Source organism: Rhizobium sp. 05L419 (assembly GCF_056397845.1).
On record NZ_JBFTOF010000011.1, the window covers coordinates 159507 to 174162 of the forward strand.

Sequence of the window (14656 nt, forward strand, 5' to 3'; positions counted from 1 at the left end):
AAGGGGGAGGGGTCCTCACCGCGAATGTCGGTTGGGGAGGGGTCTTCACCGCGCGTCGGAGGGCCTGCATGAAAGCCTTCGCCGACCTCCTCGATCGTCTCGTGCTCACTCCCAGCCGCAACGGCAAGCTGAAGCTGCTCGCCGATTATTTCCGCGACACGCCCGACCCCGACCGCGGCTATGGGCTTGCCGCGATCGCCGGTACGCTGGAGGTGCGAAACGTCAAACCGGCAATGCTGCGCGAACTCGTGCTCGAACGCATGGACGAGGTGCTCTTTCGCTATTCCTACGACTATGTCGGCGACCTGGCCGAGACGATCGCGCTGGTCTGGGACAATGAGAAGGATATCGAACGGTCGGCGCTTGCCCAGCCGCGGCTCGGCGACGTCGTCGTGCGGATGAATTCGCTAGGGCGCACGGAGGTGCGCAGCTTCGTCCGCGACCTGCTGGATCACCTCGACGCCTCGGGCCGCTTCGCCTTCATCAAGCTCGCCACGGGCGCCTTGCGCATCGGCGTTTCCGCCCGCCTGGCCAAGCAGGCGCTCGCCGATCTCGGCGGCAAGGATGTGACCGAGATCGAAACGCTCTGGCATGGCCTGCAGCCGTCCTACGAGAGCCTGTTCGCCTGGTTGGAGGACAGGGGCGGCAAGCCGGTGCTGGCGACGCCTGCCATCTTCCACTCCGTCATGCTCGCCAATCCGGTGGGCGAAGGCGACCTGGACGGCCTGGACCCGGCCGACTACGCCGCCGAATGGAAATGGGACGGCATCCGCGTGCAGCTGTCGCGCTCGGGCGAGACCCGAAAGCTCTATTCCCGCTCGGGCGACGACATCTCTGCCGCCTTTCCCGATATCGTCGATGCCATCAGCTTCAACGGCGTGCTGGACGGAGAGCTGCTGGTCGGCGGCACCGCGCGCTCGAACAGCCCGACGCGCACCTTCTCCGACCTGCAGCAGCGCCTCAACCGCAAGACGGTGACCGCCAGGATGCTCGAGGAGTATCCGGCCTTCATCCGCGCTTACGACCTTCTCTTCGACGGGGAGGAGGATGTGCGGGCGCGGGCCTATGTCGACCGCCGCGACCGCCTTTCCGACATCGTCGAACTCGCGCCGCACGAGCGTTTCGACCTCTCCCCGCTGGTTGGGTTCACCTCGTGGGACGACCTCGATCGGTTGCGCGCGTCGCCGCCCGATCCCGTCATCGAGGGCGTCATGATCAAGCGGCGCGACAGCGTCTACCAAGCGGGCCGCCTCAAGGGGCCGTGGTTTAAGTGGAAGCGCAATCCATTCAATGTCGATGCGGTGCTGATGTATGCCCAGCGCGGTCATGGCAAGCGCTCCAGCTACTATTCGGATTTCACCTTCGGCGTATGGACGGAAACTCCCGACGGGGAACAGCTCGTGCCCGTCGGCAAGGCCTATTTCGGTTTCACCGACGCCGAGCTGGAGGTTCTCGACAAGTTTGTCCGCAACAACACGACCGAGCGTTTCGGGCCCGTACGTGCGGTCAGGGCCGACAAGGACTTCGGTTTCGTCGTCGAGGTCGCCTTCGAAGGCATAAACCGGTCGAATCGTCACAAATCGGGCGTCGCCATGCGCTTTCCCCGAATCGCCCGATTGCGGCCGGAAAAGCCGTCCTACGAGGCCGATCGCCTCCAGACTCTCGTCGCCATGATCGATGCCAAGGCGCAATGATGGCTTTTCCTGACGCAAAATGACGCAGCCGGCGGTTTCTCAACACAATGTGTGTTGGCGGCGGCGGACGTCGGGTGCACTTTTCCAAATTACCGGGGCAGATTGCATGCAATGACGGAAGAGTGCCATGACAACAGACAAGAACAATGCCTTTCTTCGCCAGCGTCGCCTGCTCCTCGCCGGCATGGCCGGAGCGATCATCGTTCCGCGCATGGCAAACGCCTTCGATGTTCCCCCCGAGCCGCGCCTCATCACCCGCGACTACGCCAAGGTTCGCAATCATTTCCGCACCAAGCTGCTGCAGAAAGGGCCGGCCCCCGACAAGTATGAACCGCTCGATGCGCCGTCTGGTGCCGAGAAGATATTCTATCGCTCCGGCTATGGCGGCGAACTCGAACTTGCCGCCTGGGTGTCGAAGTACAAGCGCGAACGCAAGCCCAAACCTGCCGTGCTCTTCCTGCATGGCGGCAACGCAATGGGCGTCGGGCACTGGACCCTGATGGCCCCGTACGTCGATGCGGGCTACGTGGTGATGATGCCGTCGATGCGCGGTGAAAACGGCCAGATGGGGAACTTCTCCGGCTTCTACGACGAGGTGGACGATGTTCTTGCCGCAGCCGACCGTCTTGCCCATCTTCCGGGCGTCGACTCCAACCGTGTCTTCATCGCCGGCCACAGCATCGGCGGAACGCTGACCATGCTTGCCGCGATGAGCAGCCACAAATTCCGGGCCGCCGCACCGATCTCGGGCAACCCCGATGCCTTCCGCTTCTTCAACCGCTATCCGCAGGACATTCGCTTCGACGACCAGAACAACCACGAGTTCGAGGTGCGCAGTGCGCTTTGCTACGCGCAGAGCTTCAAGTGTCCTGTTCGCGTGGTCCACGGAACCGACGAGGCTCACTTCAACGACCGCGCCGGCCTGCTTGCCAGCCGCGCCCGCTCGGCCGGGGTGCACATCGAGACGGATACGGTGACCGGCAATCACACTTCGGCCCTGCCCGACGAAATCGCGCAGAGCATTCGCTTCTTTCATGGGGTGACCGCTTAGCCGCCGCCCCAGGCGAGTGATCCCCACCAGCTTCGCGCCAGCCGCGCCTGCCATCTTGGCCGCAATTATACGTGTCGCTGTCATCGATGAGGGTGGTTTTATGAATGGTCTCAGCCGGCTGTCGTCCATTGCCGGGCTTGCTGTTGCGGCTCTGTCGCTGAGCGGCTGCAACATCCTCGTTCCCGATACCGGCGCAACCGACCCCGCCCGCTTCGTGCAGGAGACGTCGCCGGTGTTCTACAATCCGCCCGGCGTCGATCCGATGCGTGTCAGGGCTTTGCAGGATGCGCCTGTGCCGCAGAGGCGCGAGATCGAGCCGCCGACGCTGTATAATCAGACCTACGGTCTGCCGGGCGGCAATTATAGTCGGACCTACGGCCTGCCGGTTACCAATCCGGTCAGCAGCGCCATGTATGGCCAGGTGCGCGACAATGATTTTACGCTGCCGGCCATCCCCGTCAGCCGCATCGATCCGCAGTACATGCGCCAGGAAGTAGCCTATCCCTCCAACGAGAAGCCCGGCACGATCGTCGTCGACACCAAGACCAAGCATCTCTATTTCATCGAGCCCGGCGGCAAGGCCATGCGCTATGGCGTCGGCATCGGGCGCGAGGGCTATGCCTGGTCCGGCCGTGGTGTCATCCAGTGGAAGCAGAAATGGCCGCGCTGGACGCCGCCGGCCGAAATGGTGTCGCGCCAGCCGGATGTTCGCGCCTTCTCCGCGGAAAATGGCGGCATGAACCCGGGGCTCGGAAACCCGCTCGGAGCGCGTGCGATGTATATCTTCAAGAATGGCGAGGATACGCTCTATCGCATTCACGGAACGCCGGACTGGCAGTCGATCGGAAAGCAGACTTCGTCGGGCTGTGTGCGCATGCTAAACCAGGACGTCGTCGATCTCTACGATCGCGTTCCGGCCAAGGCCGAGATCGTGGTGATGTAGCCGCGCAACAGGCCGTGCGAGAACGTCTGACCAAGTGGGGACACGAGTTCGTGAGGTTATGGTTTATTTAGCGCAACGGGATATTTTCATTTCTGTCGTCAGCGGCCCAGCCGTCACTGGCCCAGTCGTCGGCGGCGATGAACAAACCCTCCAGGGAAAGGCGTCCGCTGTTCCCGTGCTAAAGGAAACCAGACCTGCGTATGAGCTTTGAAAAATCGATTTCCCGCCGCAGCTTTCTGTCGCTTTCGGCGATGACGGCGGCCTCTGCGCTGGCAGGCTGTGCGTCCACGTCGGGCACCGGCTCCCCCGTCGGCCAGCCGATGTCCTTCCCCAATCCGGTTCGTGCCTTCCAGACGGTTCCGGCACCCACCGACGCGGAACTGGCCGTCATGTACGGCCCGATCGAGGATGGCGGGTTCCTTATCCCCGCAGTGCCTTTCCAGCAGATCGATCCGCGCTTCTATCGCCAGCAGGTGATCGATCCGACCGGACAGCCGGCCGGCACGATCGTCGTCGATACGCCGTCGCGCTTCCTCTATCTGGTACAGCCCGGCGGCACGGCGATGCGCTACGGCGTCGGTATCGGCCGCGAAGGCTTCGCCTGGGAGGGCTCGGGCGTGATCCAGTGGCGTCAGCGATGGCCGCGCTGGAAGCCGCCGAACGAGATGGTCGCCCGCCAGCCGGAGCTTGCCAAGTACTCGATCGAGAACGGTGGCATGGAGCCGGGCCTGAAAAACCCGCTCGGCGCCCGCGCGCTCTATATCTTCTCGAACGGCGAGGACACGCTCTATCGTCTTCACGGCAACCCGGACTGGCGCTCGATCGGCAAAGCCGTCTCGTCGGGCTGCGTCCGGCTGCTGAACCAGGACATCATCGACCTCTACGACCGCGTGCCGAACAAGGCGCCGGTGGTGGTCCTGCAATAAGGCGCGTCGGCCTCTCTCCATTGGAGAGAGGCGTTCGCCTCACGCTGCGTATCAGATTGCCGACGTCAGGTTCGCCCGCAGACCCTGCAGCATTTCGCGGATCGTCACCATCTCCTCTAGCGTGCAGCCCGCGGCCTGGCCGATCGAGGCCATGATGGTGTCGACCTCGCTACGCATGCCCTGTCCCTTTGCGGTGAGCGCCACGAGAACCTGCCGTTCGTCGCGAGCGTCGCGGGTGCGCGTGATCAGCCCGTTCTGCTCGAGGCGCTTGAGCAATGGCGACAGCGTGCCGGAATCGAGATCCAGCTGCTCGCCGATCGTCTTCACCGGCAGCTCCGATTTCTCCCAGAGCACCAGCATGACAAGATATTGCGGGTAGGTGAGGCCGACCTTGTCGAGGATCGGCTTGTAGGCGCGCGTGAACGCATGCGCTGTCGAATAGACTGCGAAGCACAGCTGTTTTTCCAGCCGCTTTTCCTCTTCCGGAATTTCCATCGTCTTTGCCGTCTGCGTTTTCATTGCCGTTGATCCCTGGGGTGCATTCTCCTCCTTTCGGATTCTGAATGCAATTTGCAAAATTAACTTGCGCACAATTTAATTGTGCATTATACAAAAATCCAGACGCAACGTGAAACCCAACCCAACCAATGCAATGGAGACTGACATGCCTATCCTTTACACGACCAAAGCTTCCGCCACCGGTGGCCGCGCAGGCCGCGCCGTTTCCGAAGACGGCGTTCTTGACGTGACGCTGACGGTTCCGAAGGAACTCGGCGGCGACGGCGCAACCGGCACCAATCCCGAGCAGCTCTTCGCCGCCGGCTATTCCGCCTGCTTCCTCGGTGCCCTGAAATTTGTCGCCGCCAAGGAAAAGGTCAAGATTCCGGAAGACACAACCGTCAGCGCGAAGGTTGGCATCGGCCCGCGCGAAGACGGCACCGGTTTCGGCATCGAAGTGGCGCTGACCGTCAATATTCCCGGCCTGGACAAGCCGACGGCCGAAAAGCTCGCCGCTGCCGCCCACATCGTATGCCCCTACAGCCACGCCATGCGCACCTCGACCGAGGTTCCGGTCACGGTTGCTTGAAGACGCGCCGGCTGAGGGAGGCGGCAGGCGTGGCCCTGTGGTTGCAGGTGGCGTTGGTCGCTCGCCCCTCGTCGCCTCGCGGTCGCTCTTTCACTTCTCCCCGCCGGGGAGAAGTGCCTGGCGGCGAAAATCGCGCTCCGAAAGCCGGGCCGGTGGGCGATAGAGCATAGGGTGTGATTGCTCCGGCGACAATTTTTGTCAGCGAGCTCAACGACATCGCGCTTTATAGATCGCGCGCATACTGAGGACCGACTGCAGACGAGCACGCGGCCGAGCCGGTGTCACTTCCCGACACAGTCAGCAGCTTGATCAGCCGATCTGACGCATGACGCGGCGTCGAGCATTGCGGTTCAAGGCACCTGTCAAGGATAGCTCAGTTGTCGTCCATTTCGGCGCCGGGGCTTGCGCTCGTCCGGACGGGGCAAGAAACGAACAGCGCCGCCAGCGGGAGAAAAGGCGCCAGGCGACATGGGAATGGAGGCAAGCCGATCCATAAGGGCTTGTCGTTTGAGCGCATCCACGAGTTCCGGACGAAGTCCATCACCGCGCTCCGCGGCGAGGACATGAAGTGCCAGCATGGATGACATATCGCGTTCCTCGGTTACAGGAACTGCATGGTCGGCCGGAGGCCTCTGGAAGCCACCCGTTTCATGCGGCAGTACTATCCTATTTGAGGCATGCCTCGACGATATCGGCACGGCGGGATTTGGCGGAAATCTCGAAATGAGTGGCGCGGTTACCGACATGGTGCCAGCTGGAAACAGAGAAACGGAGTAAAGCGGTCGCGGCCTGAATACCCGCCGCCTCATCGTCATTTGGGAGTGACGGACGGCGGCTTGGGCCCCTGGCAACGTTTTCGGCCCACTGTGCCCCAAACCCCTCCTCCCTACCGGGGAGAAGGGCACAACGAGGCGAAAATCGGTCCATGTTCTCCAGGCCCCGGGATATCAGCCGGGCAGTGCGATACCGGTCATGGCCTCGCTCGCCTTCCACAAGCGCTCTGCCGACGCCGGATCGACGGCGTAGGCGGCCACGTTCGAGGTACGCCGGTCGCGCCCCTCGAGCGAAGTGACCGTGGCGCCGTCCTCGAGCGCGGCGATGTCGGAATTGGCGCAGAACACGCCGCCGCTGCCGTCAAGCTGCGGGCTCACCGCGCACCAGACATGGGTCGCCGCGCCCTGTGGTATCGACTTCATGTCACGTTCGGGATCGATAACCGGCTCGCCGTGCGCATCGAGGTTTCCCATCTCTTTCAACCGTTCGGTCGAAATATGCTTGGCAAGGCCCGTCACGATGCCGCCGGGATGCAGCGAGAAGGCACGGATGCCATGCTGGCGGCCCAGGCGGTCGAGTTCGACGGCAAAGAGCACGTTGGCAGTCTTCGACTGGCCATAAGCGCTCCATCCGTCATAGGCACGGCGCTCGAACTTGATGTCGTCCCAGACGATGTCGGAGAAGCGGTGCCCCATCGAGGACACCGAGACGACGCGAGCGCCCCTGGCGCGAACCAGCGCCGGCCAAAGCCGCAGCGACAATTGAAAATGGCCGAGATGGTTGGTCGAGAACTGCAGCTCGTTGCCCCTGACATCGCGGGCCAATTCGGGCAGTGCCATGATGCCCGCGCTGTTGACGAGGATGTGCAGCGGCAAGCCCGATTGAACGATGCCGCGGGCAAAGGCGTCGATCGATGCGGGATCGGTGAGGTCCATCGGCTGGATCTCGATCCCGCCGCCGATCTCGGCGGCTGCTCGGCGGGCGCGATCCACATCACGGGCGGGAACGATCACCCGCGCCCCGGCCGACGCCAGCGTCCGTGCGGCCTCCAGGCCCAGGCCGGCGTACCCGCCGGTGACGATGGCAAGCTTGCCGGTCAGGTTGGCACCGCTGATGACGTCGAGCGTGGTGCTGTGGGCGCTAAAGCCCGATCCGAGCGGTTTTTGGGGAGTGGTCATTCCTAATCTCCTGTCGATGAATGCCGTGGCTTGGATATGCGCTCGCAATCCGGTATTTTGAATCCGTAAAAGTCCCGGTTTCTTTCGCCAGAGTTCAGAATGCCTCGCGATCCGTTGTCCCGTACCCTCGAGCTTTTCGACGCACGAACAATCTATGCCGGCGGTTTTATCGGTGGCGGCGGCTGGTCCATCCGCTTTGATCCGCCGCGCAAGATCAAGTTCTTCGTTGTCGGGCGCGGCTCCTGCCTGCTGGCGCTCGACGGTACGCCGACACCATTCCGGCTCGAGGCCGGCGACGTCTTCGTACTGACGCGCAATTCCGGATTCACGGTCGCGAGCGATCTGCGCCTGTCGCCGTTACGGGCGGTAGACGTCTTTGCCGGCGCAGGATCGGCGATCATTCCGGTCGGGCAGGGCGACGACTTTCTCTTCCTCGGCGGGCATATCGACACGGATCACGCCGGCGGGCGGCTGATGGTGGACAGCCTTCCGGACTTTCTTCATCTTTCCGCGTCCGAAAGCGGGGCGGGCCGCCTTGGCGCACTGATCGGCGAACTCGTCGAGGAAGCGGCCAGTCGCGCTCCGGGAGCGGAAATGGCCTGTTCCAGCCTTGCGCATCTGCTGCTGATTCAGATCCTGCGACGCCATCTTTCGACAGGCGAGCAGGTCCAGCCCGGTTGGCTTCGCGCGGCCTGCGACCCGCGATTGGCTGCCGCACTGGCGCTCATGCATGGCGATCTGGCCCGCGTATGGACGCTTTCCGAACTGGCGCGCGCCGCGGGCATGTCGCGTACCGCGTTCGCGTTGTACTTTCGCGCCGTGACAGGGAGGCCCCCTTTGGCTTATCTGACGGAATGGCGGATGCACCATGCCGATCGCGCACTTCGCCGCGAGGGCAATTCGATTGCCCGGATTGCCCAGTCCGTCGGCTATGGCTCGGAGGCCGCGTTCAGCACCGCCTTCAAGCGGGTCATGGGACACTCGCCCAGACGCAATGGTCGCGTCGGCGTTAGCAAAGCCGCGCAAGACTTCGTGGGGCAGGCGCCTTGAGACGTATCTCCGCAATGGGGCGCGAGCCCTAGCAAGGGCCGGTATCCGCCGATAGCAGTCGCACCTTCTGCGAGCGACGACCGATACGACATATCTTTATCAATTTAACATTTTTACTGGCTAAGGCCGCACGAAAGTGAATAGGTGGATCGTCATCGGCCCCCCTTGATGGCCAGTCCGTGAAGAGAGAACGGCTATCGTGGCGCAGTATTACTTTCACATTATGAATGGCCGAGCCGTCTTCGACGATGTGGGAATGGACCTTGCCGACATGGAACTGGTTCGGACGGAAGCGATCCGTGCGGCCGGACAAATGCTCCGCGATGGGGACCACTCGTGGAAAGGCCAAGAATGGCAGCTGATAGTAGCCGATGAATCGTGATCTGATCGCTGCGCTAGATGCTCTGCTCACACAGCGCCAGGCCCTGACACCGGTGTCGGCCTAGAGCTATGTGGTCAGCCCGCTCTGGGTCCACGAACTGCGTCTTGTTGCGTCTGCCGCCCCACACCACGAATCTCTTCTCCCACCGGGGCAAACCTCCTCTTTTCATCTGAAATAAAATCGCTATACTCTTTCCAAGGAAAGGATGCGGTCATGGCAATAGCAAACCCGGTATCAGGCGCGCGGTCTTCGGAAGCGGCGGTCATCACCAAGGCGGCCGTCAACGCCGCCGATCGGTTGGGCATCAGCGCCCGCACCTTGTCTGCCGTCCTCGGGCTTTCCGAGGCGACCGTCTCGCGGATGAAGCGGCAGGACTACCTGCTCGACCGAGGCTCCAAGTCCTTCGAACTCGCCATTCTCCTCGTTCGCGTCTTTCGTTCGCTCGATGCGATCGTCGGCGGTGACGAGACCGTCGCCCGGCAATGGCTGCGCAACGCGAATACGGCGCTTGGCGCCGCTCCGCTCGAAAAGATCATCAGCATTTCCGGATTGACCGATGTCCTTGCCTATCTGGACGCCCGCCGCGCTATCGTCTGAGGCGTATGCCGTCGCGGGACGGTTCTGGCGGCTGGTCGAAGCCCAGCATCAGATCTCGACGCTGAAGATCGTCGACACGCTGGAGGAGCAGGCGCTGCTCGAAAGACTGCTCGACGAAAGCAAGCCGACACTGCCGCCGGAATGCGCCGGTCTCGATTATCTCCTAGCCACACCCTTTCGCTACGGCGCGATTTATCCGCACGGCTCGCGTTTTCGCAGGGCAGGGCGCACGCTCGGCGTGTTCTACGCCTCGCGCGAGGTCGAGACCGCGCTTGCCGAAATGGCCTTCTACCGCCTGCTGTTCTTTGCCGACTCGCCGGAGACGCCGTTTCCTTCCAACGCCGCCGAGTACACCGCCTTTGCCGCGGCGATCGAGACGGTCGCCGCCGTCGACCTGACGCGACCTCCACTCGACCGCGATCGCGCGGTATGGACCGATCCGCTGCACTACGAGCCCTGCCAGGCGCTGGCCGATGCGGCGCGTGACGCGCATTGCCAGGCGATCCTCTACGAGTCCGTCCGCGATCCCGGGCATGGCCGGAACATCGCGCTGCTGAGTGCCACCGCCTTTGCCGCGCGCGAACCGGTCGAACGCCAGACGTGGCGCATTCGCCTTTCGGCGATGGGCGTGCAGGCGCTCTGCGATTTTCCGAGGATCAGGATCGGGTTTGCGCGCGAGGATTTCGCCGGCGATCCCCGGATCGCACCCCGCTAGGCCAGCGCCAGGAGATCCTGCCGCAGCCTGTGCGCATTGCCATCCGGCAACGCGCCCTCAAGCGCTGCATGGGTGCTTTCCCATATCGGCAGCGCCGCCGCCAGCACGGACCTGCCCTCCGCCGTCAGGCTGAGGAGCCGGCCGCGCCTGTCCTTCGGGTTTGGCATGACGACCACCCAGCCTCTGCGCTGCAGCGGCTTCAGCGCCGCCGTCAACGTCGTCTGGTCCATCGCCAGCAGCTTGGCGACAGGCCCCATCGGCGGCGGTTCGGGCCGGTTGAGCGACATCATCAGCGAGAATTGCCCGTTGGTCAGTCCCACCGGCCGCAGCGCATCGTCGAAAAGGCGCGCAAGCGCACGCGCCGCCCGTTGGGCATGCAGGCACAGGCAGGTGTCGCGCACCAGCAGCGTCGTCGAAAAGGGAATCTCCATCGAGTTTGACATGCCTATTTTCTATTGATATCAATATATATAGTCAAGGAAAAGGAGAATGGACCGTCTCGGTCGCGCCGCAGGAGGGCGCACACGATGCAGAACCAAGTCGTTTCCCGCGAAGAATGGCTGGAAGCCCGTCACGCACTGCTTCTGAGCGAGAAGGAAGCCACGCATCTGCGAGACCGCGTCAATGCCGAGCGCATGGCGCTGCCCTGGGTGAAGGTCGACAAGGACTATGTCTTCGACACGCCGCAGGGAGGCAAGACCCTGTCCGATCTCTTCGATGGCCGCAGCCAGCTGCTGGTCTACCATTTCATGCTCGGCCCGGACTGGGATGCCGGCTGTCCCGGCTGCTCCTTCCTCTCCGATCATGTCGACGCAACGCTGCCGCATCTCAACAACCACGACGTCACCTGGGTCGCCGTCTCCCGCGCACCGCTTGAGAAGATCGAGGCGTACAAAACGCGGATGGGCTGGAAATTCCCCTGGGTCTCGTCGTCAGGCACCGATTTCAATTTCGACTATCACGTCTCCTTTACCCCGCAGGACCTTGCCAAAGGCAAGGCCGTCTACAATTTCTCTGCAATTGAATCCGACAACGCCAACGACGAGCTTCCGGGCATGAGTGCGTTTTACAGGAACGAGCGGGGGGAGGTGTTCCATACCTATTCGAGCTACGCTCGCGGTCTGGAGGAGATGGTCGGAACGCTGATGGTCCTCGATCGCGCGCCCAAGGGTCGAAACGAGGATTCGACGATGAACTTCGTCAAGCGTCATGACGAATACGAACCGGCGCAAACCGCGCCGTCCTGCTGCCACTGACATCAGTCGCCGGCGGTGCAATTTATGGTGGTGTATTCTACCGGAGCACGCTAGACAGGGCAGGGGCAGCATAGTCTGCTCTGGCCTTCATTGAGCAGAGCCAGAAACGGATAAACGTCAAGGGAGATCAGCATGTCCGATACCCACGGCAAGTTCATTTGGTGCGAATTGATGACGCCGGACACCAAGGCCGCGATCGAGTTCTACGGCAAGGTCGTCGGCTGGACGACGAGTGGCATGACGGTGGAGGGCCAGCCGCCCTATACGATTTTCGAGGCCAGCGGCGTCGGCGTTGCCGGTCTGATGGAGTTCCCGGCAGAGCTGGAAGGCAAGGGTATTCCCCCGAACTGGACGGGCTATGTCGCAGTCGACGACGTCGACAAATCGGCAAAGGACTTCACCGCCGCCGGCGGTTCCGTGCGCCGCCCTCCGGAAGACATCCCGACGATCGGCCGTTTTGCCGTCGTCGCAGATCCGCATGGCGCCGTCATCTGCATCATGACGCCGGCGCCTATGGATAATGCCCCTCCGGAAGCGCCTATGGGCGCGCCGGGCCACGTCGGCTGGCGTGAACTCTATGCCGGTAACGGCGAGGAGGCCTTCGCCTTCTACTCGAAGCTGTTCGGCTGGACGAAGGATCATGACTTCGAGATGGGCGAGATGGGCGTCTATCACATCTTTGCCGAGCACGGCACGGCTGTCGGCGGCATCATGACGAAGCCGCCCGGCGTGCCGATGGCTGCGTGGTGCTACTATTTCAATGTTCCCGGCATCGATTCCGCCATCGAACGCGTCAATGCGGGTGGCGGCAAGGTTCTGCACGGCCCCATGGAAGTCCCCGGCGGTAGCTGGATCATTCAGGCGACCGATCCGCAGGGCGCGTTCTTCTGCCTCGTGGCGCCGGCGCGGTAGGCCTGCGGGTCTGCTGTTGCGGACGGGTCCCGCGAGCACACGCGGTCCCTACCTTCTGCCGATGCGGCACTCTGCCTTTGACGGGCGGGGTGCCGAATCGACTCTCGCAAGACGGTGTTTTTTGGCCATGGAAAACGCGCTATTCCATTAATTTTATTAGAATTTTAGCAGATCAGGACCGTCGCGGTTAACTGTTCGTGAACTTTTTTGGGTGGATGCATAACCGGCTATATCCGCGGGGTTGTAGCAGTATTGCTTTTGTAAACGCGGCGTAATTATTTGGCCCCAGTTTCTCATTGGGGTATTTTGTTATGTCTATCGAAGATCCGCGTATGTCTGCAGTTGATGGCGAACATGTTTCGAACGACTTCATTTCGGATATTCATGAGGACGCAGCGCTTCGGACTTCCGCCGCAAGGGGCGTAGAGGTCGCGCAGGCAGATAGCAGCCAGCAGACAGACCAGCAGACGGAAAAGACCGATCGCGTTCCGGAGGCGCCGCCCGTACAGGCGGCCGCCCAGTCCGGCGAAATTGTCCCGGATCAGAACAATATCGCCCACCTGCCGGCGGGTACGGGGATCGACGACATCCACGTGGAAGGCAACAACCTCGTGCTGGTCCAGGCCGACGGCACCGAGATCGTCATTGTCAACGGCGCGCTCCATGTTCCAACCTTCCTGCTCGGCGAAGTCGAGCTGCCGCAGCAGGCCGTGATCGCCGCCCTCGAGCAGAGCAACATCAACGTCGCGGCCGGTCCCGACGGCTCCTACTCGGCAAGCGCATCCGCTCCGAGCTCCGGTGCCGACTTCCAGGACACCATCCAGCAGGACCCGAACGATCCGACGCAGCTCGCGCAACTGCTGGCTGACACGCAGCAGCCCGACCCGGGCCTCGGGGACGGTCAGCAGCTGTTCGACGATCTGCCGACGATCTCCGACACCACAGCGTTGAGCCTGACGGAAATCGAAGGCCAGGAAGGCGGCTTCGAGACGCAATCGGTGAACGGCACGTTCGGTTTTAACGGCGGCGCGGACATCGGCCAGATCACCGCGGTCCAGTTTGTCGATTCGCTGAACATGGATGAAGGCACGCAGAACGGTTCGCACCTTGATCTGACGTCCGATGGCAAGCCTGTCGTCGTCACGGTCGATGGCCTCACCATCACCGGCAGCGTCGACGGCCAGCCTGTCTTCGTGCTGACCGTCACCAATGCCGCAACCGGCGCCTTCACCTTTACGCAATTCGGCCCGCTCGACCATCCGGACAAGGGGCAGGCAGGTCTTGATGATATCCTGCGCCTGCAGTTCAGCTACACCGTTACCGACAAGGACGGCGACCAAGCCACGGGCGTCGCCTCGATCAACATCAACGACGATGGTCCAAGCGCGGGCAACGGCGTTGACTCAAGCGCGATCCACGAGTCCGACCTGCTTTCCGGTGAAGGCGGCAACGCGAAGGTAGAAGATGTCTCGCTCGGCATTCACTGGGGCGCCGACGCCGGCGCACATCGCGACCTGACATTCGCGAGCGTTCAGGATCAGCTGAGCGGCCTGAAGTCCGACGGCCAGACCGTTCAGTTCGAAATCTCCGCAGACGGTCATACGCTGACCGGCTTCACCGGCGAAGGCGAGGGCCGTACCGAAGTTTTCGTCGTCACGCTTGACCCGACAGCGCCGAACGGCGCCTACAGCTTCACCCTGCTGCAGCCCCTCGATCATCTGCATGAACAAGGCTCCGAGGGCGGCGAAGGTGAAATCAAGCCGCTCGCCGTCGATATGCAGGACACGCAAATCGACCTGAGCTTTAAAGTGATTGCCAAGGACGCCGACGGCGACACCGTTCAGACCGGCTTCACGGTTACGGTCAATGACGACGTGCCGATCGTTGGCAACAACGCGACGGTCAAGCTCGACGACGATGCGTTGCTTGGCGGCAATGCGGGTGGCCAGGGTGACGATGCCGACGCGCAGAACGTGACGGGCACGCTGAACCACTCCTACGGCGCTGACGGCGCAGGTTCGGTTCTGCTGACGGGTGCCGGCCTCGGCACGACGGCCGGTGCGGAGGGTTCGTTCTCGCAGTCGGTCTCTG

The 14656-nt window shown here is 62.7% G+C and carries 15 protein-coding genes; 12 read left to right on the top strand and 3 right to left on the bottom strand.

All coding sequences use genetic code 11. From position 1 onward, the window contains the following. The first annotated feature begins 68 nt into the window (after positions 1-68). The 4 genes from AC1DMK_RS16365 to AC1DMK_RS16380 all read left to right on the top strand — a co-directional run bounded on the left by AC1DMK_RS16365 (position 69) and on the right by AC1DMK_RS16380 (position 4614). On the top strand, positions 69-1694 hold the full coding sequence (locus tag AC1DMK_RS16365; protein WP_477860339.1) for a cisplatin damage response ATP-dependent DNA ligase: 1626 nt from the start codon (positions 69-71) through the stop codon (positions 1692-1694). Between the two features lie 127 nt (positions 1695-1821). Continuing rightward, positions 1822-2745, top strand: a complete 924-nt coding sequence (locus AC1DMK_RS16370) for an alpha/beta hydrolase family protein (protein ID WP_477860341.1) — start codon at positions 1822-1824, stop codon at positions 2743-2745. A 100-nt stretch (positions 2746-2845) separates the two neighbouring features. After that, positions 2846-3688, top strand: coding sequence for a L,D-transpeptidase (locus tag AC1DMK_RS16375; protein ID WP_037062301.1), 843 nt, complete (start codon positions 2846-2848; stop codon positions 3686-3688). A 200-nt stretch (positions 3689-3888) separates the two neighbouring features. Then, positions 3889-4614, top strand: a complete 726-nt coding sequence (locus AC1DMK_RS16380; RefSeq protein ID WP_477860343.1) for a L,D-transpeptidase family protein — start codon at positions 3889-3891, stop codon at positions 4612-4614. Positions 4615-4665: 51 nt separating this feature from the next. Here the strand turns inward: AC1DMK_RS16380 and AC1DMK_RS16385 are convergent, their stop codons facing one another. Next, positions 4666-5133, bottom strand: coding sequence for a MarR family winged helix-turn-helix transcriptional regulator (locus AC1DMK_RS16385; RefSeq protein ID WP_477860345.1), 468 nt, complete (start codon positions 5131-5133; stop codon positions 4666-4668). A gap of 145 nt (positions 5134-5278) precedes the next feature. Between AC1DMK_RS16385 and AC1DMK_RS16390 the strand changes: the two genes are divergently transcribed. Next, the gene (locus tag AC1DMK_RS16390) at positions 5279-5701 is read left to right on the top strand and encodes an organic hydroperoxide resistance protein (RefSeq protein ID WP_037062344.1); all 423 of its coding nucleotides are present in this window, start codon (positions 5279-5281) and stop codon (positions 5699-5701) included. Positions 5702-6648: 947 nt separating this feature from the next. Here AC1DMK_RS16390 and AC1DMK_RS16395 read toward each other — a convergent pair. Continuing rightward, positions 6649-7653 (bottom strand): oxidoreductase, encoded by a 1005-nt coding sequence (locus AC1DMK_RS16395; RefSeq protein WP_477860348.1) that lies wholly within the window; start codon positions 7651-7653, stop codon positions 6649-6651. Between the two features lie 99 nt (positions 7654-7752). Between AC1DMK_RS16395 and AC1DMK_RS16400 the strand changes: the two genes are divergently transcribed. From AC1DMK_RS16400 to AC1DMK_RS16415, 4 genes are all read left to right on the top strand, one after another. After that, positions 7753-8703 carry an AraC family transcriptional regulator gene (locus tag AC1DMK_RS16400; RefSeq protein WP_477860350.1) on the top strand — a complete coding sequence of 317 codons (951 nt, stop codon included), beginning with the start codon at positions 7753-7755 and terminating at the stop codon, positions 8701-8703. 199 nt (positions 8704-8902) lie between these two features. Continuing rightward, positions 8903-9085 carry a DUF6894 family protein gene (locus AC1DMK_RS16405; RefSeq protein ID WP_477860352.1) on the top strand — a complete coding sequence of 61 codons (183 nt, stop codon included), beginning with the start codon at positions 8903-8905 and terminating at the stop codon, positions 9083-9085. A gap of 213 nt (positions 9086-9298) precedes the next feature. Next, on the top strand, positions 9299-9682 hold the full coding sequence (locus AC1DMK_RS16410; RefSeq protein ID WP_477860354.1) for an antitoxin Xre-like helix-turn-helix domain-containing protein: 384 nt from the start codon (positions 9299-9301) through the stop codon (positions 9680-9682). Next, positions 9642-10397 (top strand): RES family NAD+ phosphorylase, encoded by a 756-nt coding sequence (locus AC1DMK_RS16415; RefSeq protein WP_477860355.1) that lies wholly within the window; start codon positions 9642-9644, stop codon positions 10395-10397. Before AC1DMK_RS16410 ends, AC1DMK_RS16415 begins: the two co-directional genes overlap by 41 nt. Here AC1DMK_RS16415 and AC1DMK_RS16420 read toward each other — a convergent pair. Further along, a complete protein-coding gene (locus AC1DMK_RS16420) occupies positions 10394-10840 on the bottom strand; it encodes a MarR family transcriptional regulator (RefSeq protein WP_037062292.1) in 447 nt (148 codons plus the stop codon). The genes AC1DMK_RS16415 and AC1DMK_RS16420 overlap by 4 nt on opposite strands. Before the next feature lie 84 nt (positions 10841-10924). Here AC1DMK_RS16420 and AC1DMK_RS16425 point away from each other — a divergent pair, with 84 nt between their 5' ends. From AC1DMK_RS16425 to AC1DMK_RS16435, 3 genes are all read left to right on the top strand, one after another. Further along, a complete protein-coding gene (locus tag AC1DMK_RS16425; protein WP_477860357.1) occupies positions 10925-11653 on the top strand; it encodes a DUF899 domain-containing protein in 729 nt (242 codons plus the stop codon). Between the two features lie 132 nt (positions 11654-11785). After that, the gene (locus AC1DMK_RS16430; RefSeq protein ID WP_477860359.1) at positions 11786-12565 is read left to right on the top strand and encodes a VOC family protein; all 780 of its coding nucleotides are present in this window, start codon (positions 11786-11788) and stop codon (positions 12563-12565) included. A gap of 332 nt (positions 12566-12897) precedes the next feature. Beyond that, positions 12898-14656: T1SS-143 repeat domain-containing protein (locus AC1DMK_RS16435; RefSeq protein WP_477860361.1), on the top strand; the 1759-nt coding region annotated here is incomplete at its 3' end.

What these genes read in the sequence shown, in the direction of transcription:
- AC1DMK_RS16395 (WP_477860348.1), bottom strand. Translation starts at nt 7,653, where the DNA reads ATGACCACTCCCCAAAAACCGCTCGGATCGGGCTTTAGCGCCCACAGC.
- AC1DMK_RS16410 (WP_477860354.1), top strand. Translation starts at nt 9,299, where the DNA reads ATGGCAATAGCAAACCCGGTATCAGGCGCGCGGTCTTCGGAAGCGGCG.
- AC1DMK_RS16365 (WP_477860339.1), top strand. Translation starts at nt 69, where the DNA reads ATGAAAGCCTTCGCCGACCTCCTCGATCGTCTCGTGCTCACTCCCAGC.
- AC1DMK_RS16380 (WP_477860343.1), top strand. Translation starts at nt 3,889, where the DNA reads ATGAGCTTTGAAAAATCGATTTCCCGCCGCAGCTTTCTGTCGCTTTCG.
- AC1DMK_RS16430 (WP_477860359.1), top strand. Translation starts at nt 11,786, where the DNA reads ATGTCCGATACCCACGGCAAGTTCATTTGGTGCGAATTGATGACGCCG.
- AC1DMK_RS16370 (WP_477860341.1), top strand. Translation starts at nt 1,822, where the DNA reads ATGACAACAGACAAGAACAATGCCTTTCTTCGCCAGCGTCGCCTGCTC.
- AC1DMK_RS16390 (WP_037062344.1), top strand. Translation starts at nt 5,279, where the DNA reads ATGCCTATCCTTTACACGACCAAAGCTTCCGCCACCGGTGGCCGCGCA.
- AC1DMK_RS16375 (WP_037062301.1), top strand. Translation starts at nt 2,846, where the DNA reads ATGAATGGTCTCAGCCGGCTGTCGTCCATTGCCGGGCTTGCTGTTGCG.
- AC1DMK_RS16420 (WP_037062292.1), bottom strand. Translation starts at nt 10,840, where the DNA reads ATGTCAAACTCGATGGAGATTCCCTTTTCGACGACGCTGCTGGTGCGC.
- AC1DMK_RS16415 (WP_477860355.1), top strand. Translation starts at nt 9,642, where the DNA reads ATGTCCTTGCCTATCTGGACGCCCGCCGCGCTATCGTCTGAGGCGTAT.
- AC1DMK_RS16425 (WP_477860357.1), top strand. Translation starts at nt 10,925, where the DNA reads ATGCAGAACCAAGTCGTTTCCCGCGAAGAATGGCTGGAAGCCCGTCAC.
- AC1DMK_RS16385 (WP_477860345.1), bottom strand. Translation starts at nt 5,133, where the DNA reads ATGAAAACGCAGACGGCAAAGACGATGGAAATTCCGGAAGAGGAAAAG.
- AC1DMK_RS16400 (WP_477860350.1), top strand. Translation starts at nt 7,753, where the DNA reads ATGCCTCGCGATCCGTTGTCCCGTACCCTCGAGCTTTTCGACGCACGA.